This window comes from Embleya sp. NPDC005575, assembly GCF_040605455.1.
GTDB lineage: Bacteria > Actinomycetota > Actinomycetes > Streptomycetales > Streptomycetaceae > Embleya.
In genome coordinates, this window is sequence record NZ_JBEXCV010000131.1 from 1 (window position 1) to 25,367 (window position 25,367).

At 71.7% G+C, this 25,367-nt stretch carries 24 protein-coding genes and 1 pseudogene; 16 read left to right on the forward strand and 9 right to left on the reverse strand.

Annotated features, from left to right (window positions below; translation table 11 throughout):
• On the forward strand, positions 1 to 446 hold a 446-nt coding region (locus ABZS54_RS32105; protein WP_355544040.1), incomplete at its 5' end, for a hypothetical protein.
• Between the two features lie 166 nt (positions 447 to 612).
• Here ABZS54_RS32105 and ABZS54_RS32110 read toward each other — a convergent pair.
• On the reverse strand, positions 613 to 1,401 hold the full coding sequence (locus tag ABZS54_RS32110; RefSeq protein WP_355544043.1) for an alpha/beta hydrolase: 789 nt from the start codon (positions 1,399 to 1,401) through the stop codon (positions 613 to 615).
• A 241-nt stretch (positions 1,402 to 1,642) separates the two neighbouring features.
• Here ABZS54_RS32110 and ABZS54_RS32115 point away from each other — a divergent pair, with 241 nt between their 5' ends.
• Complete coding sequence (locus tag ABZS54_RS32115; protein WP_355544046.1) at positions 1,643 to 2,398, forward strand: GNAT family N-acetyltransferase; 756 nt, start codon at positions 1,643 to 1,645, stop codon at positions 2,396 to 2,398.
• Between the two features lie 433 nt (positions 2,399 to 2,831).
• Entirely contained in the window at positions 2,832 to 3,476 is a 645-nt protein-coding gene (locus ABZS54_RS32120; protein ID WP_355544049.1) for a transglycosylase SLT domain-containing protein, read from the forward strand.
• A gap of 13 nt (positions 3,477 to 3,489) precedes the next feature.
• Here the strand turns inward: ABZS54_RS32120 and ABZS54_RS32125 are convergent, their stop codons facing one another.
• The 5 genes from ABZS54_RS32125 to ABZS54_RS32145 all read right to left on the reverse strand — a co-directional run bounded on the left by ABZS54_RS32125 (position 3,490) and on the right by ABZS54_RS32145 (position 8,080).
• Positions 3,490 to 5,010, reverse strand: coding sequence for an FAD-dependent oxidoreductase (locus ABZS54_RS32125; protein WP_355544052.1), 1,521 nt, complete (start codon positions 5,008 to 5,010; stop codon positions 3,490 to 3,492).
• Positions 5,010 to 5,381 carry a (2Fe-2S)-binding protein gene (locus ABZS54_RS32130; protein WP_355544055.1) on the reverse strand — a complete coding sequence of 124 codons (372 nt, stop codon included), beginning with the start codon at positions 5,379 to 5,381 and terminating at the stop codon, positions 5,010 to 5,012. Before ABZS54_RS32130 ends, ABZS54_RS32125 begins: the two co-directional genes overlap by 1 nt.
• Complete coding sequence (locus ABZS54_RS32135) at positions 5,374 to 6,558, reverse strand: FAD-dependent oxidoreductase (RefSeq protein WP_355544058.1); 1,185 nt, start codon at positions 6,556 to 6,558, stop codon at positions 5,374 to 5,376. Before ABZS54_RS32135 ends, ABZS54_RS32130 begins: the two co-directional genes overlap by 8 nt.
• A complete protein-coding gene (locus tag ABZS54_RS32140) occupies positions 6,558 to 7,478 on the reverse strand; it encodes a dihydrodipicolinate synthase family protein (protein ID WP_355544061.1) in 921 nt (306 codons plus the stop codon). The genes ABZS54_RS32135 and ABZS54_RS32140 overlap by 1 nt, the downstream gene beginning before the upstream one ends.
• Positions 7,479 to 7,543: 65 nt before the next feature.
• On the reverse strand, positions 7,544 to 8,080 hold the full coding sequence (locus tag ABZS54_RS32145; RefSeq protein ID WP_355544064.1) for an XRE family transcriptional regulator: 537 nt from the start codon (positions 8,078 to 8,080) through the stop codon (positions 7,544 to 7,546).
• 455 nt (positions 8,081 to 8,535) lie between these two features.
• On the opposite strand from ABZS54_RS32145, the gene ABZS54_RS32150 reads away from it, so the two are divergent.
• The 7 genes from ABZS54_RS32150 (at position 8,536) to ABZS54_RS32180 (ending at position 15,961) form a co-directional block, all read left to right on the forward strand.
• Positions 8,536 to 10,161 (forward strand): ABC transporter substrate-binding protein, encoded by a 1,626-nt coding sequence (locus tag ABZS54_RS32150; RefSeq protein WP_355544066.1) that lies wholly within the window; start codon positions 8,536 to 8,538, stop codon positions 10,159 to 10,161.
• Positions 10,142 to 11,263, forward strand: coding sequence for an ABC transporter permease (locus tag ABZS54_RS32155; RefSeq protein WP_355544069.1), 1,122 nt, complete (start codon positions 10,142 to 10,144; stop codon positions 11,261 to 11,263). The genes ABZS54_RS32150 and ABZS54_RS32155 overlap by 20 nt, the downstream gene beginning before the upstream one ends.
• Positions 11,260 to 12,174 carry an ABC transporter permease gene (locus tag ABZS54_RS32160; RefSeq protein ID WP_355544072.1) on the forward strand — a complete coding sequence of 305 codons (915 nt, stop codon included), beginning with the start codon at positions 11,260 to 11,262 and terminating at the stop codon, positions 12,172 to 12,174. The genes ABZS54_RS32155 and ABZS54_RS32160 overlap by 4 nt, the downstream gene beginning before the upstream one ends.
• Before the next feature lie 5 nt (positions 12,175 to 12,179).
• Positions 12,180 to 13,211 carry an ABC transporter ATP-binding protein gene (locus ABZS54_RS32165; RefSeq protein ID WP_355544075.1) on the forward strand — a complete coding sequence of 344 codons (1,032 nt, stop codon included), beginning with the start codon at positions 12,180 to 12,182 and terminating at the stop codon, positions 13,209 to 13,211.
• Complete coding sequence (locus ABZS54_RS32170) at positions 13,208 to 14,212, forward strand: ABC transporter ATP-binding protein (protein ID WP_355544078.1); 1,005 nt, start codon at positions 13,208 to 13,210, stop codon at positions 14,210 to 14,212. Before ABZS54_RS32165 ends, ABZS54_RS32170 begins: the two co-directional genes overlap by 4 nt.
• On the forward strand, positions 14,209 to 15,414 hold the full coding sequence (locus ABZS54_RS32175; protein WP_355544081.1) for an amidohydrolase family protein: 1,206 nt from the start codon (positions 14,209 to 14,211) through the stop codon (positions 15,412 to 15,414). The genes ABZS54_RS32170 and ABZS54_RS32175 overlap by 4 nt, the downstream gene beginning before the upstream one ends.
• A gap of 100 nt (positions 15,415 to 15,514) precedes the next feature.
• The gene (locus ABZS54_RS32180) at positions 15,515 to 15,961 is read left to right on the forward strand and encodes a DUF4440 domain-containing protein (RefSeq protein ID WP_355544084.1); all 447 of its coding nucleotides are present in this window, start codon (positions 15,515 to 15,517) and stop codon (positions 15,959 to 15,961) included.
• Between the two features lie 131 nt (positions 15,962 to 16,092).
• Here the strand turns inward: ABZS54_RS32180 and ABZS54_RS32185 are convergent, their stop codons facing one another.
• A complete protein-coding gene (locus ABZS54_RS32185) occupies positions 16,093 to 16,431 on the reverse strand; it encodes a helix-turn-helix domain-containing protein (RefSeq protein WP_355544087.1) in 339 nt (112 codons plus the stop codon).
• A gap of 144 nt (positions 16,432 to 16,575) precedes the next feature.
• On the opposite strand from ABZS54_RS32185, the gene ABZS54_RS32190 reads away from it, so the two are divergent.
• Positions 16,576 to 17,574, forward strand: coding sequence for a zinc-dependent alcohol dehydrogenase family protein (locus ABZS54_RS32190; protein WP_355544090.1), 999 nt, complete (start codon positions 16,576 to 16,578; stop codon positions 17,572 to 17,574).
• Positions 17,575 to 17,618: 44 nt separating this feature from the next.
• Here the strand turns inward: ABZS54_RS32190 and ABZS54_RS32195 are convergent, their stop codons facing one another.
• A complete protein-coding gene (locus tag ABZS54_RS32195; protein WP_355544093.1) occupies positions 17,619 to 18,218 on the reverse strand; it encodes a GNAT family N-acetyltransferase in 600 nt (199 codons plus the stop codon).
• 268 nt (positions 18,219 to 18,486) lie between these two features.
• On the opposite strand from ABZS54_RS32195, the gene ABZS54_RS32200 reads away from it, so the two are divergent.
• From ABZS54_RS32200 to ABZS54_RS32210, 3 genes are all read left to right on the forward strand, one after another.
• Positions 18,487 to 19,887 (forward strand): DUF1338 family protein, encoded by a 1,401-nt coding sequence (locus ABZS54_RS32200; protein ID WP_355544096.1) that lies wholly within the window; start codon positions 18,487 to 18,489, stop codon positions 19,885 to 19,887.
• A 165-nt stretch (positions 19,888 to 20,052) separates the two neighbouring features.
• Positions 20,053 to 21,594 carry an aldehyde dehydrogenase family protein gene (locus ABZS54_RS32205; protein WP_355544099.1) on the forward strand — a complete coding sequence of 514 codons (1,542 nt, stop codon included), beginning with the start codon at positions 20,053 to 20,055 and terminating at the stop codon, positions 21,592 to 21,594.
• 344 nt (positions 21,595 to 21,938) lie between these two features.
• Entirely contained in the window at positions 21,939 to 22,496 is a 558-nt protein-coding gene (locus ABZS54_RS32210) for a GNAT family protein (RefSeq protein WP_355544102.1), read from the forward strand.
• A gap of 224 nt (positions 22,497 to 22,720) precedes the next feature.
• Here the strand turns inward: ABZS54_RS32210 and ABZS54_RS32215 are convergent, their stop codons facing one another.
• Positions 22,721 to 23,410 (reverse strand): TetR/AcrR family transcriptional regulator C-terminal domain-containing protein, encoded by a 690-nt coding sequence (locus ABZS54_RS32215; protein WP_355544105.1) that lies wholly within the window; start codon positions 23,408 to 23,410, stop codon positions 22,721 to 22,723.
• 150 nt (positions 23,411 to 23,560) lie between these two features.
• Between ABZS54_RS32215 and ABZS54_RS32220 the strand changes: the two genes are divergently transcribed.
• Both ABZS54_RS32220 and ABZS54_RS32225 read left to right on the forward strand, forming a co-directional pair.
• Positions 23,561 to 24,286, forward strand: a complete 726-nt coding sequence (locus ABZS54_RS32220) for a DUF4386 domain-containing protein (RefSeq protein ID WP_355544108.1) — start codon at positions 23,561 to 23,563, stop codon at positions 24,284 to 24,286.
• A gap of 299 nt (positions 24,287 to 24,585) precedes the next feature.
• Positions 24,586 to 25,367 (forward strand): annotated as a pseudogene (locus ABZS54_RS32225) (Fe-S oxidoreductase); the annotation flags it as partial.

A 25,367-nucleotide genomic window follows, 5' to 3' on the forward strand; every position in this document is an offset into this window, starting at 1 on the left:
GCGCCGCAGGGCCGGTCGAGGTGCTCGCCGAGGCGCTCGACCTGCCCGCCGACGTCGCGGCCGACGTCGCGGAGGTGGCGCGGTCCTACCAACCGCACACCGCGATCACCGAGGCGGCCGACCGGGCGGTGCGGCGGCTGGTCCGGGCCTGCGGCGGCGTCGCCGACGAGGCCACCGCGAGCCGAATCGGCCTGCTCGTCCAGGCCTGCGACTCGACCAGGGCCCTGGTCGCGAACCTGGCGACCGGTCGCACCGACGCACCCGTACCACTGACCCGTCGAATCGCACCCGACGGTGCGCTGGTGGAAGTCGACCTGTCCGAGGCGCCGTTCGGCCTCGGCCCGCACGCCTGCCCCGGACAGGCGCACGCGCTCGCCCTGGCGACCGGACTGCTCCGCTCGGCCGCCGACGGGTCCCCGGTCGATTCCGGCCACGCGCGTTCGTGACGGGTGCGGGAAGCGGGCGGACCCGGCCGGCCGGGAAAGCGCCGTCGAGCATCCGCGCGATGGTGTCGTTCGGGCCGGCACGAACCCTTGGTTGCCTTGGTGGGCTCGGCCGGCGTGGTCGGCCTCGGCCGCCTACGTCGCGGTCGCCTTGGTCGACTTGGTCGGTTCAGGCGATGAAACGGCGGAGTTCGGCGGCTACCGCGGCGGGGGCCAGGGAGTTGGCCCAGTGGCCCTGCGCGGTGAGGTGGGCGATTCGGGTGTCGGGGATGGTGGCGTGCAGGTGGGCGACGACGTCCGTGAGCCAGGGTGGGGATGCCTGTCCGGTCAGGAGGAGGGTGGGGACGTCGATGGCCGCGTAGGGGCGAGGGTCGGGGTCGAGTGCGTCGAGGGCGCGTACCTCGCGGGTCCACAGTGGGGTGCGTGCGGCCTTGACCGCCCAGTCCGCGGTCCTGCGGTAGCCGTCGATGTGCCGGTCGGGCAGGCGGACGAAGTGGGTCAGTCCGATGGTCAGCGCCCGGTCGGGATCGCCCGCGTCGAGCGCGGCCTCGTAGTCGTCCAGGGCCGGCCCGCCGACGGGGCCGGCGAACGGGAGCGGCGGTTCGTACACGGCGAACCGCGCCGGACGTCGGGTCAGCGGCAGGCGCAGTGCGACAACCGCGCCGAAGGAGTGGGCCATCAGGGTCGCCTCGGGTCCGGCGTGGTCGAGGACGGCGGTCAGGTCCTCCTGTTCGCGCGCCAGGGCGTACTCGGCACCGTCGCCGCTCGCGCCGTGCCCCCGCCGGTCGATGGCGTACGTCGTTGCGATCGGCGCGAGTTCGTCCGCTACCGCCTGCCAGTCGGCCGCGGTGGACAGCGACCCGGGACACACCACCAGGGGCGGCCCGTCGCCGGTGATGCTCACCGCGATCGCGGTACCGTCGGCCGAGGTGACGATCTCCCGGCGGCTGTCCGACATACTCATCTCCCGGCAGAATCACCTGATCACGGGCGAAATGACACTCCGAGCGACTCTACTGCGGCGGTAGCGGAACGGGCGGGAACGCCACGACCGCGTGAATCGTCGCGAAGTCCGACCGGGCCGGTGCGCGCCGCGGGCGCGGCGATGACCGATGGGCGGTTCCGGAGGGCGAGGGGAGCCGGTGAAATCGGTGGTGAAATCGGTGGCCCGGGGAGGTGGGGTCGGGCACGATACGGCCATGGATGGCGATCTTTTCCTCGGCCGGGCTCGGGAGTTGTGGGTCGAGGCTGCGGGGGCCGCGGTGGAGTTCCCGGGGCCGGGCGAGGTGGACGTGGTGGTCTCGCCCGGCTCGCGGTTGTGCCCGTCCGGGTGGGCGGGGGTCGTACTGCTCGGCGGCGCCGGTATTGCCACCGCGCCGAACGCGCGCGAGGCCGAGTTGTTGGTGGGCGCCGTGCGCAAGTCGGCGTCGGCGAGGGGGTTTGTCGACGTGGACCGGTTGCCGGACGCGTTGCCCGTTGTCGACGTGCTGGGGCCGGCCTCTCTCCTCTACCTGGACCGCGCGGCCTTCCTGTCGCACGATGGTGCCGCCGTCGTGGAGGAAGTGGCGTGTGACGCCGACGAGATGGCCGCACTCCTGGACAGGGTGGGGGCGGCGGACGCGGATGAGAGTGGCTTGGCGGACGTCACGTCGCCGGTCTTCGCCGTCCGCGCGGGCGCGGATGTGGTCGCGGCGGCCGGCTATCAGGTCTGGCCCCGGTCCGTGGCGCAACACGGTGTGCTGGTGGCGCCGGGGAACCGAGGCAGGGGCCTGGCGCGGACCGTCGCGTCGGCGGCGGTGGCCCATGCGTTGGGCGCCGGCCTGCTCCCGCAATGGCGAGCACGACCGGAGCCGTCCAAGCGGGTGGCGCTCGCTCTGGGTTTCCGGGATGTGGGCTCCCAGGTGAGCATTCGGCTCGGTACCGGGAAGCCGGCCCCCGGTGCCCGCAACCGGTAACCGGCGGTCGAGTTCCCGGTGACCCGACCCGACCCGACCCGACCGGGCCGGGCGGGCCGGGCGGGATGCCCGGGCGGCCCTCGCCACGCGAGCGCGCACCCCGGCTCCGCCGTGGTCGCCTTCGGTCGCGGAGCCACGACCCAGATGTTCGGGCGGCCGGTGTCCGACGATCGGGTGCGGTCGTACCTGAGTGCGGCTCTGGCACAGGGTCCGGCCGACGTTTCGCTGCGGCCGAGCGGGCGCTGCGCACCGGCCTCGCCGACGTCTACGCGTTCGGCCGGCTGTTCCTGGCCAACCCGGATCTGCCGCAGCGGATCGCCGGTTGGGCGGCCGATGGACCGCGTCCGGTCCCGGATCGAGGTGTACCGGGGCCGCCGCGACCTGCCGCGTAGGCTGGTCGGTCGGGCGGGAGGTACGGACGAAGGGGCGCGGCGTGCGGAAGTCTCGCGGGTATCGGTGGTGGCCGGCGGCGGCGCTGCTCGTCGTGGCGGGTGCCGGAGCGGTGGCGTGCGATCCGCCGAAGACCGGTTCCGCCCGAGCGTCCGGATCGGCGGCACCGGGCGTCGCGGACACGGCGGCAGCCAAGGGCGGCGGCGGGCAGCCGGCCCGCTACGCGCCGCGGGTGGTCGAGTACGCACGGGCGGCGGGCATCGATCCGCAGCTGCTGATGGCCATCCTGCACAACGAGTCGTACAAGCCGCACGACTCGGCGCTGGAGCGGGCCTGGCAGAAACTGAAGCCGGATTCCGCGTTCGGGATCGCGAACATGCACAAGGCCGCCTTCGACGAGGCCAAGCAGGGCCGGGACTTCGCCGATCGGGACTGGCGGGACCTGCCCGACGACCCGGATCTGGCGATCGAGGCCGCGGCCTGGCATTTGCACGACCTGGCCGCGCAGCTGCCCGCGAAGTGGGCCGGTGCGCTGACGAAGAACGAACTTCTCGCACTGGGCTACAACACCGGCGCGGGCAACACGTTGGCATTCGCGCGCGGTGTGCAGCCGGGTTCGCAGGCGAGTTCGTATCTGGACCGCCTGCACGACAACTGGGCCAAGTCCGGCAAGGAGGTCCAGAGTTGACGAGGAAGTACACCTAGGGTGCTTCGGTGTCGGTGGGCGGCGGGGGTGCGTGGGTGGAGGCGTCGTGGGCATCGGCCAGAGCTGCCAGCGGGAGGGGCTTGATCGGGGGGCGGGCGGTGAAGGGGCCGAGGGTTTCCCGGGGGATGCGGGTTTCCTGGTGCAGGAGTTCGACGAGGGCGGGACCGCACATACGGCCCTGGCAGGGGCCCATGCCCGCCCGGGTGAGGAGCTTGACCGCGTCGGCGGTGCCCAGGCCGGGGTTGTCCCGCAGCGTGCAGCGGATCTGCCCGTAGGTCACCTCCTCGCAGCGGCACAGCAGCGTGTCGTCCTCGGCGAGCGCGTTCAGGGCGGCGCGGTCGGGCGCACACGTGTGCTCAAGCACCTTGGCCATCCGTGTGGTGGCGGCCAATTCGCGTTCGACGGCCGGGAGTTCCCGATCGTGATCGGCGGTGTCGAGGATGCCGAGGCTGCGGCAGATGTCCAGCGCGGCGCGTTTGCCGGCGGCGACGGCGTGTTCGGCGCCGGCTATGCCGGTGAGTTCGCCGGCGGCCCAGATCTGCGGGAGGGTGGTGCGCATCGCGTGGTCGTGGACCAGGACCCAGCCGCCGGCCGGGCCGTTCCACGTCGCCGCGCACCCGGCCTGGCGGGCCAGTTCGGTGGAGGGGACGAAGCCGTAGCCGGTGCCGACCGTGTCGCAGGCAATGGTGCGTTCGGTGCCGGGTACGGGGCGCCAGTTCCGGTCCACCCGGGTCAGCACGGCGGCGGTGACGTGCTCATCGCCGTCGGCGCGCAGGACGAGGGTGCGGGTGCGGATCGGTACGCCGGCCTGCCGCAGGGTGCGCACGGCGGCTAGGCCCTCGGCGACCTTGGCCCGGCTGCCGGGCAGCGCGGCGAATGCGCGGGTGAGTTCGGCGGGGCCGGGCAGGCGCTGGGCGAAGGCGACTTCGGCGACGTCGGCGCCGGCGCGCACCAGTTGCGCGGCGGCGATCAGCAGCAGCGGGTGGGCGCCGGCCAGCACGATGCGCCGGCCGGCGAGGGTGCGGTGGCCCTTGAGTAGGGCTTGGATGCCGCCGACGGTGAAGAAGCCGGGGAGGGTCCAGCCGGGTACGGGCACCGGCAGGTCGTAGGCGCCGGCGGTGAGCAACAGCGCCCGGGGCAGCAGGATTTTCACCCGGCCGGAGCCGTACACCGCGACCCGGGGACCCTCGGGCACGGGCGTACCGGGGGGTGCGGCGAAGCCGTCGGGCGTGGTGTGCGTGCCGAAGACGCCCCACGCGGTGGTGTCGTGCGCGAATGTGATCCGCGGATGCGCGGCGGCCCGGGCGAGCAGCGCCCGGCCGGCGGTGTACGCGGGGCCGGCGAGTGGGTCGGGGCCGCCCGCGCCGGGATCGGGTCGACGCCAGATCTGCCCGCCGGGGCGGGCCTGTTCGTCGACGACCAGGACCTGTGCGCCGTGGTGGGCGGCGGTGACGGCGGCGGCGAGCCCGGCGGGGCCGGCGCCGACGATCAGCACCTGCGGTTCGGTGGTGGTCATCACACGTCCTCGGAGCCGGTCTCGCCACGCACGCCGACCTCGGAGCCGCCGACCTCGCCACGTCCTTCCGTGTCGACCCCGTCGCGGATCTCCCCCCGCCCGCCCGTGCCGACCCCGCCGCCCGTGTCGACGCGCATGCCCGCGCGGACCGGCTCCTGGCACGCCCGCACCAGTGGGGTGTCGTCGACGGTGACGGCGCAGTCGAAGCACACGCCCATCCCGCAGTAGGGCGCACGTGGGCGGCCGGCCCGGTCGTGCCGGGTGACGGGGTGGTCGGTGGCGATCAGGGCGGCGGCCAGCGAGCGGCCGCGTGGCACGGTGTGCGGGCGGCCGTCGAGGGTGATGGACACCTGCGCCGGGTGGTCAGACAAAGTTCAGAGCTCCGAACCGTGCGGGGGAATAGTCGTCGAGGGGCAGCGCGGTGGTGCCGGTGAGGACCTGTTCGGCGAGCAGACGACTGTAGGTCGGGCCCAGGGTGAAGCCGGATCCGCCGGTGGCGACGAAGAAGTCGGGGCGGCGCGGGACAGCCCCGAGCAGGGGCAGTTGGTCGGGGGCCAGCGAGGTGGCGCCGGACCAGATGCGCAGCACCGGCAGGCGCTGTACGGCCGGCACCACGCGCGCGGCGTCGGCTCCGGCGAACACCGAGTCCAGCCGCAGTTCGGGGCGGGCGTCCAGGTCGAGGGCGCCGGCATGCTGGACGAACTTGGCGGCGCGGCCACCGCCGATGAGCACGTTGCCCTCCTCGGTCTGCTTGAGCGAGAGGCGACGCCCGGCGTGCTGGACCAGGTGCGGGATCAGCGGCGGTGCGGCGGCGGTGACCGTCATGGTGAGGGCCACGGGCACCAGGGGCAGCCGGATGTCGGCCATGGCGGCCACCTCGCCGGTCCACACGCCGGCCGCGACCACGACCGCCCGCGCGGCCATACGGCGACCGCCGGCCGTCTCGGCGAGCCACTGTCGGCCGTCGTGGCGCAGCGCGGTCAGCCGTACGCCGGTGTCGATCCGGGCGCCGTGTCGGCGGGCGGCGCGGGCGTAGGCGTGGGTGACCAGGCGCGGGTTCGCCTTGCCCTCGCCCGGGCACCAGGCGGAGCCGATCACGCGGTCGGAGAGGTAGGGGGCGCGGTCGTGGGTGGCGCGGGCGTCGAGCAGTTCGACGTGCAGTCCGTGGGTGTGTTCCAGGTGTGCCTTGTGTGCGAGCAGGGCCATGTCCTCGGGGGATTCGGCGAGCATCAGGCCACCGGAGCGGCGCACGCCGCAGGGTTCGCCGAGTTCGTCCTCCAGGCCGGCCCACGCGTGCATGGCGTCCAGGTGCAGCGGCAGCGCCTCGGCGGCGCGGGCGGCGACGGTGGGGCCGTGTTGGATCATCCGGTATTCGAGTTGGAAGTGCAGGCTGCCCGCGTTCTGCCCGGAGGCGTGCCGGTTGAGCTGGTCCTTCTCGATCAATTGCACCGAGGCGCCCGCGCGGGCGAGGTGGTAGGCCACTGCGCAACCGAGCAACCCGCCTCCGACGACCAGGACTTCGATGGGTTTCGTCGAATCGGGAGTCATCAGGCCAGCAGTCCGAGTTCGGCGACCGTGGCGTGGACCTGCTCGGCCTCGGCGACGGTCAGCGGCAGCAGCGGGCGACGCGGGTGGCCGGCGGGCACGCCGCGCAGGGTGAGGGCGTGCTTGAGGATGGCCGGTGCGCTGCCGAAGCGCGGTCCGTAGTCGGCGGTGAACCAGGCATTCATCAGCACCCGGTCGCGGGCGCCCACGGCCAGCGCGGCGGCCTCGTCGCCGGCGGCGAGGTGGTGGAAGAAGTCGGGGTGGTCGCGGCCCAGCACGGCGCCCGCGCCCATCAGGCCGTCGCCGCCGATGCCGCGCATCAGGGCCACGCCGACCCGGTCGGTGGTGATGCCGAAGTAGCGCACCCGCTCGTGCAGCGCGATCAGGCCCTTGACGAAGGCGCCGAAATCGCCGGTGGAGTTCTTGATCGCGACCACGTTTGGCAGATCCGCCAGCGCGCTCAGGGTGTCGGTGTCCAGGTCCACGCCGGTGCCCCGGGGCCAGTTGTACACGCAGACGGGGATGTCGACGGCGGTGCAGACCTCGTGGTAGAAGGCCACGATCTCGCGGGAGTTGGGCACCACGTACGGCGGCGGGGTGAGCAGGATGCCGTCCAGACCGGCGGCGCGCGCGGCGCGGGCGTGGCCGATCGCGGCGGAGGCGGTGTAGGCGTTGCAGCCGCCGAGCAGGGTGAAGCGGCCGCGGACCCGGCGGGCGGCGCGGGTGAACAGGGCGCCGCGTTCGGTGGCGGTGAGGGTGTACCACTCGCCGGTGGTGCCGGCGATGATCACGCCGTCGAGGCGTTCGGCGGCGAACCACTCCAACTGTTCGTCCCAGGCGGCGAGATCGAGGTCGCCCTGGGAGGTGAAGGGGGTTGTCACGGCCGGTATGTAGCCGTGCCAGTCGACGGTGTTGCGGTCCATGCCCTGGGTCCTTTCGGGGCACAAACGCGGGATCCGGGTGACGCGGTCCCCGTGGTCGCGCACCACTACGGCATCGGGGGCGTCACCGCGATGAGCAGCCGTGCCGGTGCGTCGGAGGAGTTGACGAACCGGTGTGGCAGGCGCGAGTCGAAGGTGATCGCGTCGCCCTCTTCGAGGTGGTGGACGCGGCCGTCCACCTCGACGTCGAGTCGTCCGGCGAGCACGGTGGCGCATTCCGTGGAGGGATGGCTGTACGGCTCGTCGGAGGATGCCTGGCCGGGCTCGATGTCGGCCTCCAGCACTTCGAGATCGCCCGATCCGGGGGTGAGCCTGGAGTAGGTGATGTGCTGGCGGGCCGCGCCGAGCCGCATGCGCCGGTCGCGCGTGGTCACGGCCACGCGCGGTACGTCCGGATCGTCGAACAGGGTCGCGATGGAGGTGTCGAAGACGCGGGCGAGCTTGCGCAGGGTGCTCAGGCTCGGTTCCGCGGCGCCGTTCTCCAGTTGACTGAGCATGCCCGCCGATATCCCGGCTTGGACGGCCAACTGACGCAAGGTCAGGTCGTGCGCTTGCCGCAGTTCGCGCAGTCGGTCACCCAGCATGGTCCGATCCCCGTTCGCTCCGGTGCCGAGCACCCTCGACTCGCGGATCCTGGCTTGCGCCTCATGGCGTGTTCAATGTGGTTGAACGCTTCGGGGCGAACATAGGCATGAGGCTGACTCCCCGTCAAGATCATTGCGCCGCCCGGGTGATGGTCTCCGGGGCGCGGGCGGATGAAGCCCGGGTGTCGGGCACCTGGCGCGGCGTGGTCGACGGGTCCTCCATTCGGCGTCCATGTGGGCTCTGAGCAGTCATCAAACCGTTATCAAGGCGAAAAATCGTCGCTCCACGTGGACGAGTGATCACCGTGAATGGATCTTTGGTCCCAAATGCCGAGACGGGCAAGAAAGTCATTGACCATCACGCTCGGCGACGCCTACTTTCGAGCCCACCGTTCAGCCAGATCAAACACTCGGTTCCGTCATCGGCCGATCGGGTGGCTTGAGGAAGGTGCGCCATGCAGGGCAATCAACCCATCGGGGACAGTCGCCGAGCCAAGGCCGTGCGTCGGGCCGCCGCCCCATTGGCGGTCACCGTCGCCGCCGCTTTGATGCTCGCCGCGTGCGGCGGCGCCAAGAAGCAGTCCGCCGACGCGCAAGGCGACGGCGGCACACTCGTCGTCGACACCTCGTTCAGTCTCAAGACCGCCGACCCCGGTCGGACCTTCGAGCCCACCGGGATCCTGGTCACCCGCCCCGTTTACGACACGCTGCTGACCTTCGCGGGCGGCGACGTGACCAAGCCCGTACCGCTGCTCGCCGCGTCCTACGAGGCCGCCCCGGACGCCAAGACGTTCACCTTCCCGCTGCGTCCGGAGGCCAAGTTCTCCGACGGCACGCCGGTGACCGCCAAGGACGTGGTGTTCTCGTTCAACCGGGTCAAGAACCTCAAGGGCAACCCGGCCTTCCTGCTCGACGGCGTCACCGCGACCGCCAAGGACGAGCACACGGTGGTGCTCAGCACCGAGGCCGCCGACCCCGCGCTGCCGTTCCGCATCGCCACCCCCGCACTCGGCGTGGTCAACTCCAAGACCGTCGCCGCACACGGCGGCACCGACGCGGCGGGCGCCGACCAGGGCGACAAGGCCGAGCAGTTCCTCAACACCGACTCGCAGGGCAGCGGCCCGTACAAGATCACCAAGTACGACGTGAGCAGCGAGGTCATCCTCACCCGCAACGACAACTACTGGGGCGCCAAGCCCAAGTACGCCAAGGTCGTGGTGCGCAACGTGCCCGCGAACACGCAGCAGTTGAACGTGCTCAGCGGCGAGAGCCAGATCTCCCTGGACATGTCTCCGGACCAGGCGGTCAAGGTCAAGGGCCAGGCGCAGGTGCTGCAACAGCCCACGCCCACCACCGCGTTCCTGTTCAGCAACGACAACCCGGCCACCTCGCCCACCACTTCCAACAAGGACTTCCAGGAAGCGGTGCGCTACGGCCTGGACTACAAGAGCCTGCTGGACGTGGCCGGCGCCGGCTCCGCACAGGCCGCCGGCATCGTGCCCAACTTCTTCACCGGCGCGCTCGACCCGGCCAAGGCCGTCCAGCGCGATGTCCCGCGTGCCAAGGCCGCGTTGGCCCGCGCCGGGTTGAACAACCCCAGCGTCGACCTGTACTACGCCTCCGACGTGACCATCAACGGGATCAACTTCGGCGACCTCGCCGCCCGGGTGCAGGCCAACCTCAAGGAGGTCGGCATCACCATCAACCTCAAGCCGGCCCCCACCCAGACCGCGCTGGACTCCTACCGCAACGGCTCCGAGGCGATGGGCCTGTGGTGGTGGCAGGCCGACTACCCCGACGCCAGCGACTACCTCGCGTTCACCCCGGGTGAACTGGTCGCGCTGCGCGCCGGCTGGAAGGCCGACGCCAACGCCGAGGTGTCCGGCCTCGCCCAGCGGGCCAAGGTCGCCACCACCGACGCCGAGCGCGTCCAGCTCTACAAGCAGCTCCAGGAAGCGATGAACAAGACCGGCCCGTTCATCCCGCTGCTCCAGCCCGCACAGGTGATCGCCGCGAACAACACGGTGAAGAACCTGCACTACAACCCGATCTGGTACATCGATGTCGACAAGCTCGGCTGACCCCACGGTCGACCGCGGCACCCCCCGGACGGCCGCACCCCGCACGGGTGCGGCCCCCGGCCCCCGGGCCGCGCGCGGCTCCCACCCCTTCGCCCGCTTCGTGCTGGTGCGCCTGTCCGTCGGGCTGCTGCTGTGCCTGGGCATCACGATCCTCGCGTTCGTGCTCACCCACGCCGTGCCCGGCGACCCGGTCGCCGCCAACCTCGGCAACCGCGCGATGAACGACCCGGCCGCCGTCGCCGCGTTCAAGGAGAAGAACGGGCTCAACGAGTCCCTGCCCTCCCAATACGGCACCTACCTCGGCAACCTCCTGCACGGCGACATGGGCACCTCCCAGCAGACCCACCGGCCCGTGTGGGACGACCTGGCCGACCGGGTGCCCGCCAGCCTGGAACTCGCCCTGGTGGCCATCGTGTTGGCGCTGGTGATCGGTGTCGGGCTGGGCATCGTCGCGGCGGTCACCCGCAACCGCTGGCCGGACCGGATCATCCGGATCGTCAGCCTCGCGGGCGTGTCCATGCCGGTGTTCTGGCTCGCGCAGGTCGCCTTCTACCTCTTCTCCTTCAAACTCGGCTGGATCCAGGCGGGCGGACGCCTTTCACCCGGCGCCATCCCACCCGAGGACATCACCGGCCTGTACACGCTCGACTCACTGCTCACCGGCGACCTCGGCACCTTCGGCGAGGCGTTCTCCCGCCTGGTGCTGCCCGCGTGCGTGCTGGCCGCGTTCAACATCGGCGTGCTCACCCGCTTCACTCGCGCCGCGGTCCTGGAAGCCCTCGGCAACGACTACGTCCGCGCCGCCCGGGCCAAGGGCCTGCCCGAGTTCACCGTGATCAGCCGGCACGTGCTGCGACCGGCACTCACCTCGATCCTGACCGTCGCCGGGCTCACCTTCGGTGGCATGCTCGCCGGTACCGTCCTGGTCGAGAACGTGCTGTCCTGGCCGGGCCTGGGCCAGTACGCGTACAAGAGCGCACTGAACCTGGACCTGCCGTCCATCATGGGCGTCTGCCTGTTCGTCGCGGTCGTGTACGTCGTGATCAACCTCCTCGTGGACCTGCTCTACGGGGTCATCGACCCGAGGATTCGCCTCTCGTGAACGCCACGCGCCTCTTCCTCGGCGATCGGCTCGGAGCCGACCGCACCGGCACGGACGACCCCGCCCCGCGGCGCAAGCGCCGCCCCGGCAAGTCGCCGTGGCGCAGCCCCCTGGCCATCACCGGCATCGCCATCATCGGCGTCTTCCTGATCGCGGCGATCTTCGCGTCGGTGATCTCGCCCGAGGACCCGCTCGCCCAGAAATGGCCCAAGTACCAGTCGCCGTCCGGTGAACACTGGTTCGGCACCGACCAACTGGGCCGCGACATCCTCTCCCGGGTCATCCACGGCACCCGCATCTCGCTCCCGCTCGCCCTGCTGCTGGTCGTGCTCGCCATGGTCATCGGCACCGTGCTCGGCGCGGTCGCCGGCTACTTCGGCGGCTGGATCGACATGGTCGTGATGCGCTGCGCCGACCTCGTGCTCGCCTTCCCGGCGATCATCCTGGCCATGGCCGTGGTCGCGGCACTGGGCCCCAACCTGACCAACGCCGTGCTCGCGGTGGTGATCGTCAGCTGGCCCACCTACGCCCGGGTGGTCCGCGGACTGGTGCTGACCCTGCGGCAATCCGACTTCGTCCAGGCCGATCGACTGCTCGGCGCCTCCGGGTGGCGCGTGTTGGCCGTGGACCTGCGGCCCAACCTGGCCGGCCCGGTCGCCGTGCTCGCCGCGCTCGACCTGGGCAACGCCGTCCTGCTGCTGTCCGGACTGTCCTTCCTGGGCCTGGGCGCGCAGCCGCCCGCCGCCGAGTGGGGCGCGATGGTCAACGCGGGCTCGGCGAACTTCGACGCGTGGTGGGTCGCGGTCTTCCCCGGCGCGGCCATCCTGCTCTCGGTGCTCGCCTTCAACTTCCTGGGCGACACCCTGCGCGACGCGCTCGACCCGCGTACGGCACGGGCGATCCGAAAGTGACGGACATGAACGACACCCCGACCCCGCCGGCGGTCGACGCCGAGGAGCCGCTGCTGGCGATCCGCGACCTCGTCGTCGAACTGCCCGGTCCCGACGGCGAACGACTGCGCGCCATCGACGGCGTCGACCTGACCGTGGGCCGCGGCGAGATCGTCGGCCTGGCCGGCGAGAGCGGTTCCGGCAAGACGATGACCGCACTCGCGCTGCTCGGACTGCTGCCCCAGGGCGGCAGCGCGAGCGGGCAGATGCTCGTCGAGGGCCAGGACGTGCTGACCATGACCCCGCGTCAGGTCCGCGACCTGCGCGGCAACCGCGTCGCGATGGTCTTCCAGGACCCGATGACCTCGCTGCATCCGATGCTGAGCATCGGCAAACAACTCACCGAACACCTGCGCCACCACAAGAAGTTGGACAAGCGCGCGGCCAACGCCCGCGCGGTGGAACTGCTCGCCACGGTACGCATCCCCGACCCCGAGCGGGCGCTGGGCCGCTACCCGCACCAGTTCTCCGGCGGCATGCGCCAGCGCATCGCCATCGCCATCGCGCTGGCCTGCGACCCGGCACTGCTGCTCGCCGACGAGCCCACCACCGCGCTGGACGTCACCGTGCAGGCCGGCATCCTGCGCCTGCTGGACCGGCTGCGTCGGGAGAACGGCCTGTCGGTGCTGATCATCACGCACGACCTCGGCGTGATGTCCGCGCTCGCCGACCGGGTTTCGGTGATGTACGCGGGCCGGATCGTGGAGAGCGGGCCGCGTGCGGACGTGCTGCGCGAACCCCGCCACCCCTACACCCGCGGCCTGCTCGACGCGCTGCCGCACCCCGACGGCGGCACCGCCGCGCTCGTGCCGATCGTCGGCGCGCCGCCCAAGCTGGGCCAGGCACCCACCGGATGCGCGTTCCACCCGCGCTGCCCGCACGCGGTGGACGCCTGCCGCGGGGAGCGTCCGCGGCTGCTGGCGCTGACGCCCACGCACGCCGGGGCCTGCCCGATCGATCCGCTCGCCGTCGCCGCCTCGAAGGTGGGTACCCCATGACCGCGTCGTCCGTCACGTCCGCCATCACCGTCACGTCCAAGGACACCGGGCTGGTACTGCGCAACCTCAGCGTGTCCTACCGCTCGCCCGGTCGACCCCTCGTGCGTGCCGTGGCCGGCGTGGACCTGAGCGTGCAGCCGGGGCAGGTGGTCGGCCTGGTCGGCGAATCAGGCTGCGGGAAGTCCACGTTGGGCAAGGCCGCGGTCGGGCTGCTCAAGCCCGCCTCCGGCGTCGTCGAATTCGACGGACGCCCGGTCACCCCGCTCGGACTGCGCTCGCGGCCGACACGGCAGCGCGGTCTGCAAATGGTCTTCCAGGACCCGTACGCGTCGCTGAACCCGCGCCGCCGGGTCGGCGAACAGATCTCCGACGCCGTGGTCCTGGCCGGCGGCACCCGCGAGCGCGGCCGTGGTGTGGCCCGCGAACTGCTCGACCGGGTCGGCCTGCCGGCCGAGTTCGCCGACCGCTTCCCGCACGAGTTCTCCGGCGGCCAACGTCAACGCATCGCCATCGCCCGGGTGCTCGCCGCCGAACCCACGTGCATCGTCGCCGACGAGCCGATCGCCGCGCTGGACGCCTCCGCGCAGGCGTCGGTGGCCAACCTGTTGCTCGAACTGGCGCGCGAGCGCAACGTGGGCCTGCTGTTCATCTCGCACGACCTGTCCATCGTGCGGCAGATCGCCGACACGGTCGCGGTGATGTACCTGGGCACCGTCGTGGAGAGCGGCCCCACCGATCAGGTCTGGGCCGAGCCGCGCCACCCGTACAGCAAGGCCCTGATCGCGGCCGTACCGCGTGCCGACGGCAGCGGCGAGCTGCCCGTGGACCTGCCCGGTGACGTGCCCGACCCGGCCTTCCCGCCGGCCGGCTGCCGCTTCCACCCCCGGTGCCCGATTGCCGTCGACGCCTGCGCGGTCACCGAACCGGCCCTGGTCGAGTTCCTGCCGCGCCGGCGCGCCGCGTGCACCGTCCTCGCGCCGACCCTCACGAAAGTCGGGTGACCGCACTCATGTGGCTGACCAACTGTCATGTCGTCGACGTCGTCACGGGCGAGGTGTTGCGCGACCGCAGCGTGCGGGTCGAGGGATCGACCGTCGCGGAGGTGCGCGCCGCGCTGCCGCCCAACGCGAACGCGCACGACCTGGTCGGCCGGCACCTGTTGCCCGGACTGATCTCCTGCCACTCGCACCTGTCCATCGTCTTCCCCTTCTCCGACACGCGTGAGGACGAATCGCCCGGCCTGACCGCGTTCCGCGCCGCCCAGCGCGCGCACGACGCGCTGCGGGCCGGCATCACCACGCTGCGCTGCGTGCACGAGCAGAACCAGATCGACCTGGTGCTGCGCGACGCGCAAAAGCGCGGCTGGATCCAGGCCCCGCGGATCTTCGGCGCCGGCCGCGCGCTGTCCACGCCGCACGGGCACGGCGAGGGCGCGGACTGCTCCTACGCGAGCGGCCCGGACGGCTTCTATCGCGCCGCGCTGGGCGAACTGGCCGCCGGTGCCGACCACCTGAAGATCTTCATCAACTCCGGTCTGGCCCGCGAGGGCGAGGACTTCGAGCACGCGGAGATGACCGACGAGGAGATCGCCGCCACGGTCAAGGCCGCCCACGAACACGACGCGTACGTGGTCGCCCACTCCGGCGAGTCCGCCGCGATCCGTGCGGCCCTGGCCCAGGGTGTGCGCTCCTTCGAGCACGCGTACGCGCTCGACGACGACACCGCGCGTCTGCTCGCCGACCGGCGCGCGTTCGTGACCCCCACGCTGTGCGTGACCAACTCGCTCGGCTGGATGCGGGAGAACAGCTTCGAGGAGGCATCGATCGCCAACGCGCAGAACGCGATCGAACCGCACCAGGAGAGCTTCCGACGTGCGGTCGCGGCCGGCGTACAGCTGGTCAACGGCACCGACATCCCGCCCGCCGATCTGGTCGAAGGGGTGCCGGCGGCGGTGTACGAGATGTTCCTGATGGCCCGCGGCGGCCTGGACAACCTGCGCGTGCTCCAGTCCGCGTCCACCACCGCGGCGCGACTGGTGAAGGCCGAGGACCGGCTGGGACAGGTCGCGCCCGGCTTCACCGCCGACCTGATCGCCGTCGACGGCGACCCGACGCACGACATCTCGGCGCTCGGCCGGTTGTCGTTCGTCATGCAGGGCGGCCGGATCGTCCGCGAGGATCTGGGGCGTGCCCCAGCCGCCTGATCGGTTGCGCACGCCTACCGGTGGGGGCACCTCGCCGGATCCCGCCCGGGAGTCGCCGCGCCGCGACCCGACCCATCTTCGACGTAAGGACCTTCGTGCCATGACCGACGCCGCTGCCGCGCGCGAGACCCACCGACCCGCCGGGTCGACCGAGGACCGCGCCGCCGTCTGGAGCGCACTGCTCGACATCTACGCCGGCTTCACGGCCGGCGACCGCGAGCGGATCGACAGCCGCATCCACCCCGAGGCCACCATCTGGGACTCGGCCGCGCCGGAACTCCTGTTCGGACGGGCCGACCTGGACCGGATCCGCGCCGCCCGGCCGGTCGGCCCGGACGCGCCGGTGGTCACCGGGATCCACGCGAGCGACGAGGTGATCGACGTCTGGGACGACACCGCCCTCGCCCGCTACACGCTGCGCGTCGACTTCGCCCCCGCAGCCGACGGTTCCACCCCGGCCTCCGAACACATCCGCAACACGGCGGTGGCCCGCCGCTTCGACCACGGCTGGCTGGTGGTACACAACCACGAGGACCTGCTGGCGTAGCAGGCCCGGCCCAGCGCGGCCCGCGCACCGGCCGGCCGCAGGTCGCGGCAGCGACCAGGGGTCCGCAACCGGCTGCCCGGCGAGCACGCCGCCCGCGAGCAGGGCGAGCGCGGAGCGCCGGCGTGGTCGACTCACGCCCAGTCGGCCCTGGCCATCAGCGCGCCCAGCAGGCCGGGGAAGGATTCTTCGAACTCGTCGCGGCGCAGCGCGTTCATCCGCGAGGTGCCCATGTAGTACTGGCGGATGAGCCCGGCCTCGCGCAGGACATGGAAGTGGTGGGTGGCGGTGGACTTGCTGACCGGCAGTTCGATCGTGCCGCAGCTGAGGGCGTCCGGGGCGGAGTAGAGCTCGCTGACGATCAGTCGGCGTACCGGGTCGACGAGGGCTTCGAGGACCTGCTGCAGGCTGATCGTGCGAATGTCCGGGTGGGGTGGCACGCGTTCGCGTCCGCCGCGCTGTGTTGTCGCCATCGATCTTTGTACCTCCTGCCGGCATGCTACGACACCCATCAAAGTGCGACACGCGTCAAAGTTTGACAGCTGTCGTACCTTCCGCTTGAGTGAGGCACGTCGACGCGGTCCCGTGTCGCCAGTGCTCGGAAGGAACGATGTGCGATGGTCAGGACAGTGCGCTTCCACGAACTCGGCGGGCCGGACGTGCTGCGCGTGGAGGACGCCGAACTCGGCGCACCGGGCCCCGGTGAACTGGCGATCCGGGTGGACGCGATCGGCATCAACCGCGCCGAGGCCCTGTTCCGCAGCGGCAACTACATCCAGGACGTCAAGGAGTTCCCCGCCCGCCTCGGCCTGGAGGCGTCCGGCGTGGTCGAGGCCGTCGGCCCCGGGGTCACCGGCTTCGAGGTCGGTCGGCCGATCAGCGTGGTGCCCGCCTTCTCGATGAACGACTACGGCGTCTACGCCGAACGCGCGATCGTTCCCGCGTCGGCCGTGCTGCACCGGCCCGAGTCCCTGGACGCGGTCGCCGGCGCGGCGGTGTGGATGCCGTACCTCACCGCCTACGGCGCGCTGGTCGAGGTCGGCGGGATACGCGCCGGCGACACGGTCGTCCTGACCGCCGCCTCCAGCAGCGTGGGCCTGGCCGCGATCCGCGTGGCGCACCGGGTCGGCGCGGTGCCGATCGCCACCACCCGCACGCGGGCCAAGGCGGAACAACTGCGCAAGGCCGGCGCCGCCGAGGTGATCGTCACCGGGGAAGAGGACATCGTCGAGCGGGTGCGTGCCTTCACCGGAGGTCGCGGCGCCGAATTCGTCTTCGACGCAGTCGCCGGCCCCGGCGTGGTGGACCTGGCCAGGGTGGTCGCCCCCGGCGGCACACTCCTGATCTACGGCGCGCTGAGCGGCGAGGTGACCCCCTATCCGGGATTCGACCTCGGCATGCCCGCGTTGAACATGCGCACCTATACCGCCCTGGAGACCACCACCGACCCGGAGCGGCTGCGCCGGGCCGAGGCGTTCGTCACCTCCGGCGTGCGTACCGGCGCCTTCGAGGCGAGCGTGGACCGCACCTTCGATCTTGAGCGGATCGTCGACGCGCACCGCTACCTGGAGGCGGGCGCCCAGGTCGGCAAGATCGTGGTCACCGTCGACCACTGATGTGCGGCGTCGAGGTGAGCCGGGTGGGGTCGATCCCGCGACGATCAGCGCGAGAGCGGGCGGCGGGGTGAGGAGCCGGGGCCGCCGGGCGTGGATCCGCGCAGCACGACGTCGGGGCCGTGGCCCAGGGTGAGGGCCATCCGGATGTCGTCGAAGCGCTCGTTGTCGACCTCGATGACGTTGGGCAGGCGACCCCACACGGTGAAGCCGAACTCCTCGTAGAGCTCGATGGCGCCGTGGTTGTTGCCCCGTACGCCCAGGGCGAGGGTCTCGATGCCGGCTTGGCGGGCGCTGTCGATCAGGGCCGTCATCAGCAGGCGGCCCAGGCCCAGGCCGCGGCTGGTGGGGTGGGCCATCACCTTCTCGACGTCGGCGGAATGTGCGAAGACCGGTTCGGGCCGGCGTCGCCACAGGCCGGTCGCGGCGACGACGCCGTCGACCAGGGCGATCACGAGCGCGGCGTCGCCGACGCGGATGGCGGCGAGCGAGTCCTCCAGCCACGCGTCCGTGGCGGGCTTGCTCGGCGGGGACAGGTAGCCGATCGCGCCACCGAGGCGCGCGACGTCGTGAAAGACCCGGTGGATCTCCGCGCGCAGCCGGTCGTCGGCGTCGGTGGGCCAGAACAATTCGATCCTCGGTTCCATGGCGGACATTGTTCCCGGCCCGATTGTGTGCGCGCGCACCGGTCCGGCAGGGCCACGATCCTCCCGGGGTGCGGGGGCCGGCCCGCCCTCGCGTCGGGTCGCCCACCCGGGGCACGGCGACCGGGCCGCTGGGCGTGGCGCGGACCGGGGTGGGGGCGACCCGGCGAAGGTGGGAGTACACGCACCTGGTGCGCGGGTACGACCCGAGGGTTGCGTGATCCGGGGATCGAGATGACGACCTCGGTGCCGACCCGACCGAGGAGAATCCATGGGTACCGTGCCTGCCTGGCAATTGCGAGCCGCCTTCGCACGCCGTCTGTCGGACATGTACGGATCCGAAGTACCGGCCTACACCACGCTCTTGGCCGCGGTCGGGGAGATCAACGAGGACGTGTCCCGCGTCGACGGCGCCGCCGGCCGACTGGGCGGCATCGAGCGGGTCGCCGCGGAACGACACGGCGCGATCCGGGTCGGCACGGCCGGGGAACTGCGTCAGGTCGCCGCGATCTTCGGTGCGATGGGGATGCACCCGGTCGGCTTCTACGACCTGCGCGAGGCAAGTCGCAGCTCGGTTCCGGTGGTGTCCACGGCCTTTCGCCCAATTGAATCGGCCGAGTTGGCCCGCAATCCCTTCCGGGTCTTCACGTCCTTGCTGACCACGGCCGATCGCCGATACTTCGACCCGGACCTGCGGGCCCGGCTGGAGGCGTTCCTGGCCGGCCGCGAGCTCTTTCCCGCCGAGTTGTCGGAGCTGGCCGAACGGGGCGAGCGCGAGGGCGGGCTCGACCCGCAGTCGGCCGAACGATTCCTGACGCTCGCCGTCGACGCCTTCCGGCTGTCCGCCACGCCGATCGACCGGGCCTGGTACGAGGAACTGGCCCGGGTGTCCGCGGTGGCCGCGGACATCGGCGGGGTGTCCGGCACGCACATCAACCACCTCACCCCTCGGGTGCTGGACATCGATCGGCTCTACCGGGAGATGGCACGGCGCGGGATCACCATGATCGACGAGATCCAGGGTCCGCCCCGCTGGGACGGCCCCGACGTGCTGCTGCGACAGACCTCGTTCCGGGCCCTGGACGAGAAGCGGCACTTCCGCCGTGCCGACGGCGGCACCGAGATCGCCACACTGCGGGTGCGGTTCGGCGAGGTCGAGGCCCGAGGCATCGCCCTGACCGCGACCGGCCGGGCCCTGTACGACGACCTCATGGCCGAGACCGACCGGCGGGCCGGCGACGCCGCGACGGTGGACCGGGCCGGGATCGCCCGCGAGCTGTGGACCGCACGTTTCCCCCGCACCGAGCGGGAACTTGCCCTGAACGCACAGGCGTTCTTCACCTACCGAGCGGTCGCAGCCGATCGGCGCCCCGCCGATCGACAACCTCCGGCAGACCTGGCCGGCCAACTCGACCAGGGCTGGATCGACGCCGAGCCGATCGTGTACGAGGACTTCCTGCCCCGCTCCGCCGCCGGCATCTTCCAATCCAACCTGACCGACGCCGGCACCCGGGACGCCGCCCGCTCCGGCGCTCACTACGACCGGCGATGGTTGGCCGAGGTCATCGAGCGACCCGTCCACGATCCGGTCGACCTCTACGGCGCACAACAGCACGCCTCCCTGGCCGAGGCCCGCGCCGCCCTCGGACTCCCGCCCGCCGCGCCGGGTTGACCCGCCGCCGCCCGATCCGCCGCGCCGGCCGTAGCCGTCCTGGCTCCCGCCGCACTCGTTCGCGCTCCCTGCCGCTCGTCGTCGCCCCCGGCCGCTCGTCGCCGCCGGAGCCGAGCCCCGCCGTCCCCGCCCCTGCCTCCGCCTCCGCCCCCGCCAGGAGCCCTCATGCCCGACTCCGCCACCACACCCCTTCCCGACACCGACCGGCTGCGCGCGCGAGCGGACGCGTGCCTGCGCCGCTGTGGCGCCGTGCCCGGACCCGACGCCGGGGACCTGGTCGCGCGAACCCCGATCACCGGCGGCGTCCTGCGCCGGCTCGCCTCCTCCACGCCGGAGCAGGTCACCGAAGCGATCGGCGCCGCACACCGCGCGTTCGGCGTCTGGCGCACGACGCCCGCGCCGGTACGCGGGGCGTTGGTCAAGCGATTGGGTGAACTGCTGGCGGAGCACCACGAGGACCTGGCCGAGCTGATCACCCTGGAGGCGGGCAAGATCCGGACCGAGGCGCGCGGGGAGGTGCAGGAGATGGTCGACGTCTGCGACTTCGCCGTCGGGCTCTCCCGCCAGTTGTACGGGCGGACCATGCCCTCGGAGCGACCCGGGCACCGCCTGTCCGAGTCGTGGCATCCGTTGGGCGTGGTCGGCGTCGTCTCCGCCTTCAACTTCCCGGCGGCGGTGTGGTCGTGGAACACCGCGATCGCCCTGGTCTGCGGTGACGCCGTGGTGTGGAAGCCGTCCGAACTGACCCCGCTCACCTCGATGGCCTGCGCCGCGCTGCTCGCCAGGGCTGCCGCCGACGTCGGCGCGCCGACCGATGTGCATCGCCTGGTGCTCGGGCAGCGTGCGGTCGGCGAAGTGCTGGTCGCGGATCCGCGCATCGCATTGGTGAGCGCGACCGGTTCGGTGCGGATGGGCCGGGAGATCGGACCCCGGGTCGCCGCCCGGTTCGGTCGCTGCCTGCTCGAACTCGGCGGCAACAACGCCGTGATCGTCACGCCGTCGGCCGACCCGGACCTCGCGGTGCGCGGCATCGTCTTCGCCGCGGCCGGCACCGCCGGACAGCGCTGCACCACGCTGCGTCGGGTGATCGTGCACGAGGACGTCGCGGACGTGCTCGTCGAGCGGCTGACCCGGGCCTACGCGGAGCTGAGGATCGGCGATCCGTTCGCGGAGAGCACCCTGGTCGGGCCGCTGATCGGCGCCGCTTCGGGGGAGGCGATGGCCGCCGCGCTGGACCGGGCGCGGGCCGACGGCGGCGACGTGGTGGTCGGCGGCGAGCGGGTGCCCCGGCCGGAGGCACCCGACGCGGTGTACGTACGTCCCGCGATCGTGCGGATGCCCGGGCAGACCGAGATCGTGCGGGAGGAGACCTTCGCGCCCATCCTCTACGTGCTCACCTACCGCACGTTCGACCAGGCCGTCGCCCTGAACAACAGTGTGCCGCACGGACTTTCGTCCGGCGTCTTCACCCGGGACCAGCGCGAGGCCGAACGATTCCTGGCCGCGGACGGCTCCGACTGCGGCATCGCCAACGTCAACATCGGCACCTCCGGCGCCGAGATCGGCGGCGCGTTCGGCGGCGAGAAGGAGACCGGCGGCGGTCGCGAATCCGGATCCGACGCGTGGCGCGCGTACATGCGCCGGGCGACCAACACGGTCAACTACTCGGACGAACTCCCGCTCGCCCAAGGGGTCGACTTCGGCTGAGTCGGCAACGGCGCGTTCCCCGTGCCCGGGTGCGAGGAAGCCCCCTGTCCGGACCGTGCCCGGGCGCTCGGTGCCGGTGTGTCAGCCGTGGCTGGAGCGGCCGTGTCGCCAGTAACCGAAGAAGGCGATATCTGTGGGACCTTGCGCTCGTTCACCAGGCCCGACGGCGTCGACCGACCGGCGGCCGCAGCCGCGCGAGCTGCACGCACGACCGGGCGCCGGCCCGTTCGCGACCGCGTCCTCGCGCGAGCTGCTCACTTTTTCGGCAGGCGACTGCGATCACCCGCCACTAGGATCCCGACGGTCGATCAACAGATCTGCACGACCATGGCGGAAGGACGAGAATGTTCGCGACATCCCTGGGCGACGGAGCCGAGTTGCGGCCGCTGGAGCCATGGCGGGCCGAGGAGTTCCTCGCCCACATCGACCGCGGCCGCGAGTTCATCGGCCGACACGTCGGGCTCTCCGACGCCGCCGCCGATCTCGATTCCGCGCGGGGTTGGCTCCAGTCCTACGCCGACAAGACCGCTGCCGACGCCGGGCGGTTGTACGGCATCTGGCTCGACGGGCTGCTCGTCGGCGGGGTGCTCTTCCGGACCTTCGACGCGCCTGCGGGCAACTGCGAGGCGGGCTGCTGGCTCGAACCGGCCGCCGCCGGCCGGGGATTGGTCACCCGCGCGGCAACGCTGATCCTCGACTGGGCGATCCGCGAGCGCGGAATCCACCGGGTGGAGTGGTTCGTGTCCTCGGAGAACACGCCGAGCATCAACGTGGCCAAGCGCCTGGGCATGACCCGCGACGGTGTCCAGCGACAGAACCACCTCTACCGAGGCGTGCGTCAGGACACCGAGATCTGGTCCGTCCTGGCCCCGGACTGGCACGCCGCGCGCGGCACCGCCTGACCGCCGCGCCGGCGCGCGGGGCCGGGCGCGGTTTCGGGGGCACCCGCGAGCAGGCGCCCCCGGGCCGGCGGCCGGCTTCGCGGACGGAGTCGAAGCGACCTACCGGATCGCCCCGCACTTCGCACCATTTCTCGGACTCCCCGCCGGGTCGAGGACCTGCGCCGGTACGCGCCGGCAGGTCGAGGGTGTCCGCCGGGGGGTCCGGCACGCCGGTCGTGCGAGGTTCAGTGCCCGCTGGACGTCCACCCCTGCCGATGCAGGCGGTCGAATCCGTCCAGGAGAAGATCCAGCGCGAATTCGAATTCGAAACGATCGTCGCATCCCGCCCCGACGGTCGACGCCCGGTCGTGGTCCCGGCTCATCGCCATCTCCGCGATGTGCGGGTAGCGCTCGGCGACCTCGGGCGGCACGGCCGCCGGCGCCGACCCGGGGCTCGGCGAGTCGTCGAACAGTTCCCGGGTGAAACCCAACATGCGGCTGCCGAGGGCATGCATCACATGATGGGTGAGGTCCACGGAGAAGCCGCCGGCCCGGAACATCCCGATCATCGAGTCCATGTAGGCCAGGACGACCGGAGTCGGACTGCTGCGCGACTCGATCACCCGATACGCCCACCGGTGCCGTAGCAGCGTCTCGCGCGCGGAGAGGATGCGCTGCCGGACCGCGCTCTTCCAGTTTGAACCGTGCACCGGCGGATCGACCTCGCCGACGACGACGTCCACCATGCCGTCCAGCAGCTCTTCCTTGTTGGCCACGTGCTTGTAGAGCGCCATCGGCACGACGCCCAACCGCTGGGCGAGCCTGCGCATGCTGAGCGACTCGATCCCGACCTCGTCGGCGAGCGTCACGCCGGCACGCAGCACCCGATCCCTGCTCAACGGAACCCGGCGGGTGGTCTCCGACTGCCGAGCCATCTCGACCATCTCCCCTGTGCCCCTTCGCCGACCGGTGTTCGCGCTTGACGAGTGTACGGCGTACGCCTACCTTGAGCGAGGTGTACACAGTACACCTCGACCGGCGGGCCGCCCGTGGGCCGATCCGTCCCGAAACGAAGTGGAGTCCGGATGAATCCGACCAGAGGGACCGCGATAGTCGCCGGCGTGTTCTTCCTCGTCACCGAGGTGGCCGCGATCGTGGGCGTGTTGCTGTATCGCCCCGTCCTGGCCGACTCGCGCTACATCCTCGGCGCGGGCGCCGACGGTCGTGTCCTCGCGGGGGCGCTCTGCGAGATCGTCCTGGCGATCGCGATCATCGGCAGTGCGGTCACGCTCTACCCGGTCCTCAGGAGGCGGCACGAAGGAGCGGCGCTCGGTTACGTCTGCCTTCGGCTGCTCGAAGCCGCGGTCATCGTCGTCGGGATCGTCGGCACCGTGTCGATCGTGACGCTGCGACAGGAGGGAGTGGGCGCCGCCGACGCCGATGCGGCCGTGCTGGTCGGCAAGGCCCTGCTGGCGATCCACGACTGCACCTTCCTGTTCGGCCCCAACTTCATCCTGGGGGCGAACACGGTGGTGCTGGCGGCCCTGGCGTACACCTCGCGACTCGTGCCGCGAACGATCGCCGTGTGCGGGCTGATCGGCGGCCCGCTGATCTGCGCCTCGGCGACCGCCGTGTTGTTCGGGCTCTACGCACAGGTCTCCGTGGTGGGGTCGATCGCGGCCGTTCCGGTCTTCGGGTGGGAGGTGGCGCTCGCCGTCCGGCTGATTGCCAAGGGCTTCGATCCGTCTCCCGCCGAGGCGCGCCGACGGTGTCCGGACGCCGGCGGGCGGGCAGTCTCGGAATCGGTGTGATCACGATGCCGGGACCTGTTGCGGATTCCGCGGCCGTGGCATGGCAGCATGCATGTCGACTGATCTGACGGTGCGTCACACAACTGGCGAGCCGGCCGGGTCGGTGCGTGGCGCACGACAGGACACGATCGTCCGACGTTGCGACGGAACGGGCAAAACCCGCGAGTCGATGACGCTCGGCGGACGGATATCATCGACGCAGTGATCAAGTTACCAGTGGGTAAGGTGCTCGAACGGCCTTGCCCGGTCGGCCGATACACGCCCCGGAAGGGACGTCCCACCGGAGGAGTCGAACACCCATGCAGCTCGCAGGGATCGTGATCTCGCTGCTGATCAGCGTGATCGGGTTCGCCCTACTCGGGCGCACCGCCGCCTACATCTACTCGTTCGTCAAACTCGGGCAGCCCGTGCGCGGCCGGACCAGCGCGGCCGGCACCCGTTTGCGCACGATGCTCACCGAGACGGTCGGGCACACCCGGATGCTCCGTTGGGGCATCGTCGGCGCCGCACACTGGTTCGTCATGGTCGGCTTCGGCGCGCTCGTCCTGACCCTGGTCAACGCGTACGGACAGCTCTTCTCGCCGGAGTTCGCGCTCTGGGGGCTCGGACACTGGGACGTGTTCGAGGTCTTCACCGAGTTCATGGGCCTGATGACCATCGTCGGCATTCTCGTGCTGATCGTGATCCGGCAGCGCACCCACCCGCGTCGGGCCGGGCGCAAGAGCCGATTCGCCGGATCCAGGCTCGGCCAGGCGTACTTCGTCGAGTTCGTGGTCGGCTCGGTGGGCGTGTGCATCATGCTGCTCCGTGGCCTGGAGGGCGCGCTCGCCGGAGTCGACGCGTACGAGCCTGGCTACTGGGTGAGTTACCCCCTGGTGTCCGCGTTCGGCGGGCTCTCCGACGGCACGTTGGAGAACCTGGTCTACCTCGTCGCGACGATCAAGATCGTCATCTCGATGACGTGGGCGATCACCATCGGCCTCAAGCCGAGCATGGGTGTGGCGTGGCACCGGTTCCTGGCGTTCTTCAACATCTACTTCAAGCGTGAGGCGGATGGTGGGGTCGCGTTGGGTGCGTTGCA

Excerpts from the sequence above, each read along its gene's own strand:
- ABZS54_RS32110 (WP_355544043.1), bottom strand. The coding sequence starts at position 1,401 with ATGTCGGACAGCCGCCGGGAGATCGTCACCTCGGCCGACGGTACCGCG.
- ABZS54_RS32115 (WP_355544046.1), top strand. The coding sequence starts at position 1,643 with ATGGATGGCGATCTTTTCCTCGGCCGGGCTCGGGAGTTGTGGGTCGAG.
- ABZS54_RS32125 (WP_355544052.1), bottom strand. The coding sequence starts at position 5,010 with ATGACCACCACCGAACCGCAGGTGCTGATCGTCGGCGCCGGCCCCGCC.
- ABZS54_RS32135 (WP_355544058.1), bottom strand. The coding sequence starts at position 6,558 with ATGACTCCCGATTCGACGAAACCCATCGAAGTCCTGGTCGTCGGAGGC.
- ABZS54_RS32140 (WP_355544061.1), bottom strand. The coding sequence starts at position 7,478 with ATGGACCGCAACACCGTCGACTGGCACGGCTACATACCGGCCGTGACA.
- ABZS54_RS32145 (WP_355544064.1), bottom strand. The coding sequence starts at position 8,080 with ATGCTGGGTGACCGACTGCGCGAACTGCGGCAAGCGCACGACCTGACC.
- ABZS54_RS32150 (WP_355544066.1), top strand. The coding sequence starts at position 8,536 with ATGCAGGGCAATCAACCCATCGGGGACAGTCGCCGAGCCAAGGCCGTG.
- ABZS54_RS32155 (WP_355544069.1), top strand. The coding sequence starts at position 10,142 with ATGTCGACAAGCTCGGCTGACCCCACGGTCGACCGCGGCACCCCCCGG.
- ABZS54_RS32165 (WP_355544075.1), top strand. The coding sequence starts at position 12,180 with ATGAACGACACCCCGACCCCGCCGGCGGTCGACGCCGAGGAGCCGCTG.
- ABZS54_RS32170 (WP_355544078.1), top strand. The coding sequence starts at position 13,208 with ATGACCGCGTCGTCCGTCACGTCCGCCATCACCGTCACGTCCAAGGAC.
- ABZS54_RS32180 (WP_355544084.1), top strand. The coding sequence starts at position 15,515 with ATGACCGACGCCGCTGCCGCGCGCGAGACCCACCGACCCGCCGGGTCG.
- ABZS54_RS32185 (WP_355544087.1), bottom strand. The coding sequence starts at position 16,431 with ATGGCGACAACACAGCGCGGCGGACGCGAACGCGTGCCACCCCACCCG.
- ABZS54_RS32190 (WP_355544090.1), top strand. The coding sequence starts at position 16,576 with ATGGTCAGGACAGTGCGCTTCCACGAACTCGGCGGGCCGGACGTGCTG.
- ABZS54_RS32195 (WP_355544093.1), bottom strand. The coding sequence starts at position 18,218 with ATGGAACCGAGGATCGAATTGTTCTGGCCCACCGACGCCGACGACCGG.
- ABZS54_RS32200 (WP_355544096.1), top strand. The coding sequence starts at position 18,487 with ATGGGTACCGTGCCTGCCTGGCAATTGCGAGCCGCCTTCGCACGCCGT.
- ABZS54_RS32205 (WP_355544099.1), top strand. The coding sequence starts at position 20,053 with ATGCCCGACTCCGCCACCACACCCCTTCCCGACACCGACCGGCTGCGC.
- ABZS54_RS32210 (WP_355544102.1), top strand. The coding sequence starts at position 21,939 with ATGTTCGCGACATCCCTGGGCGACGGAGCCGAGTTGCGGCCGCTGGAG.
- ABZS54_RS32215 (WP_355544105.1), bottom strand. The coding sequence starts at position 23,410 with ATGGCTCGGCAGTCGGAGACCACCCGCCGGGTTCCGTTGAGCAGGGAT.
- ABZS54_RS32220 (WP_355544108.1), top strand. The coding sequence starts at position 23,561 with ATGAATCCGACCAGAGGGACCGCGATAGTCGCCGGCGTGTTCTTCCTC.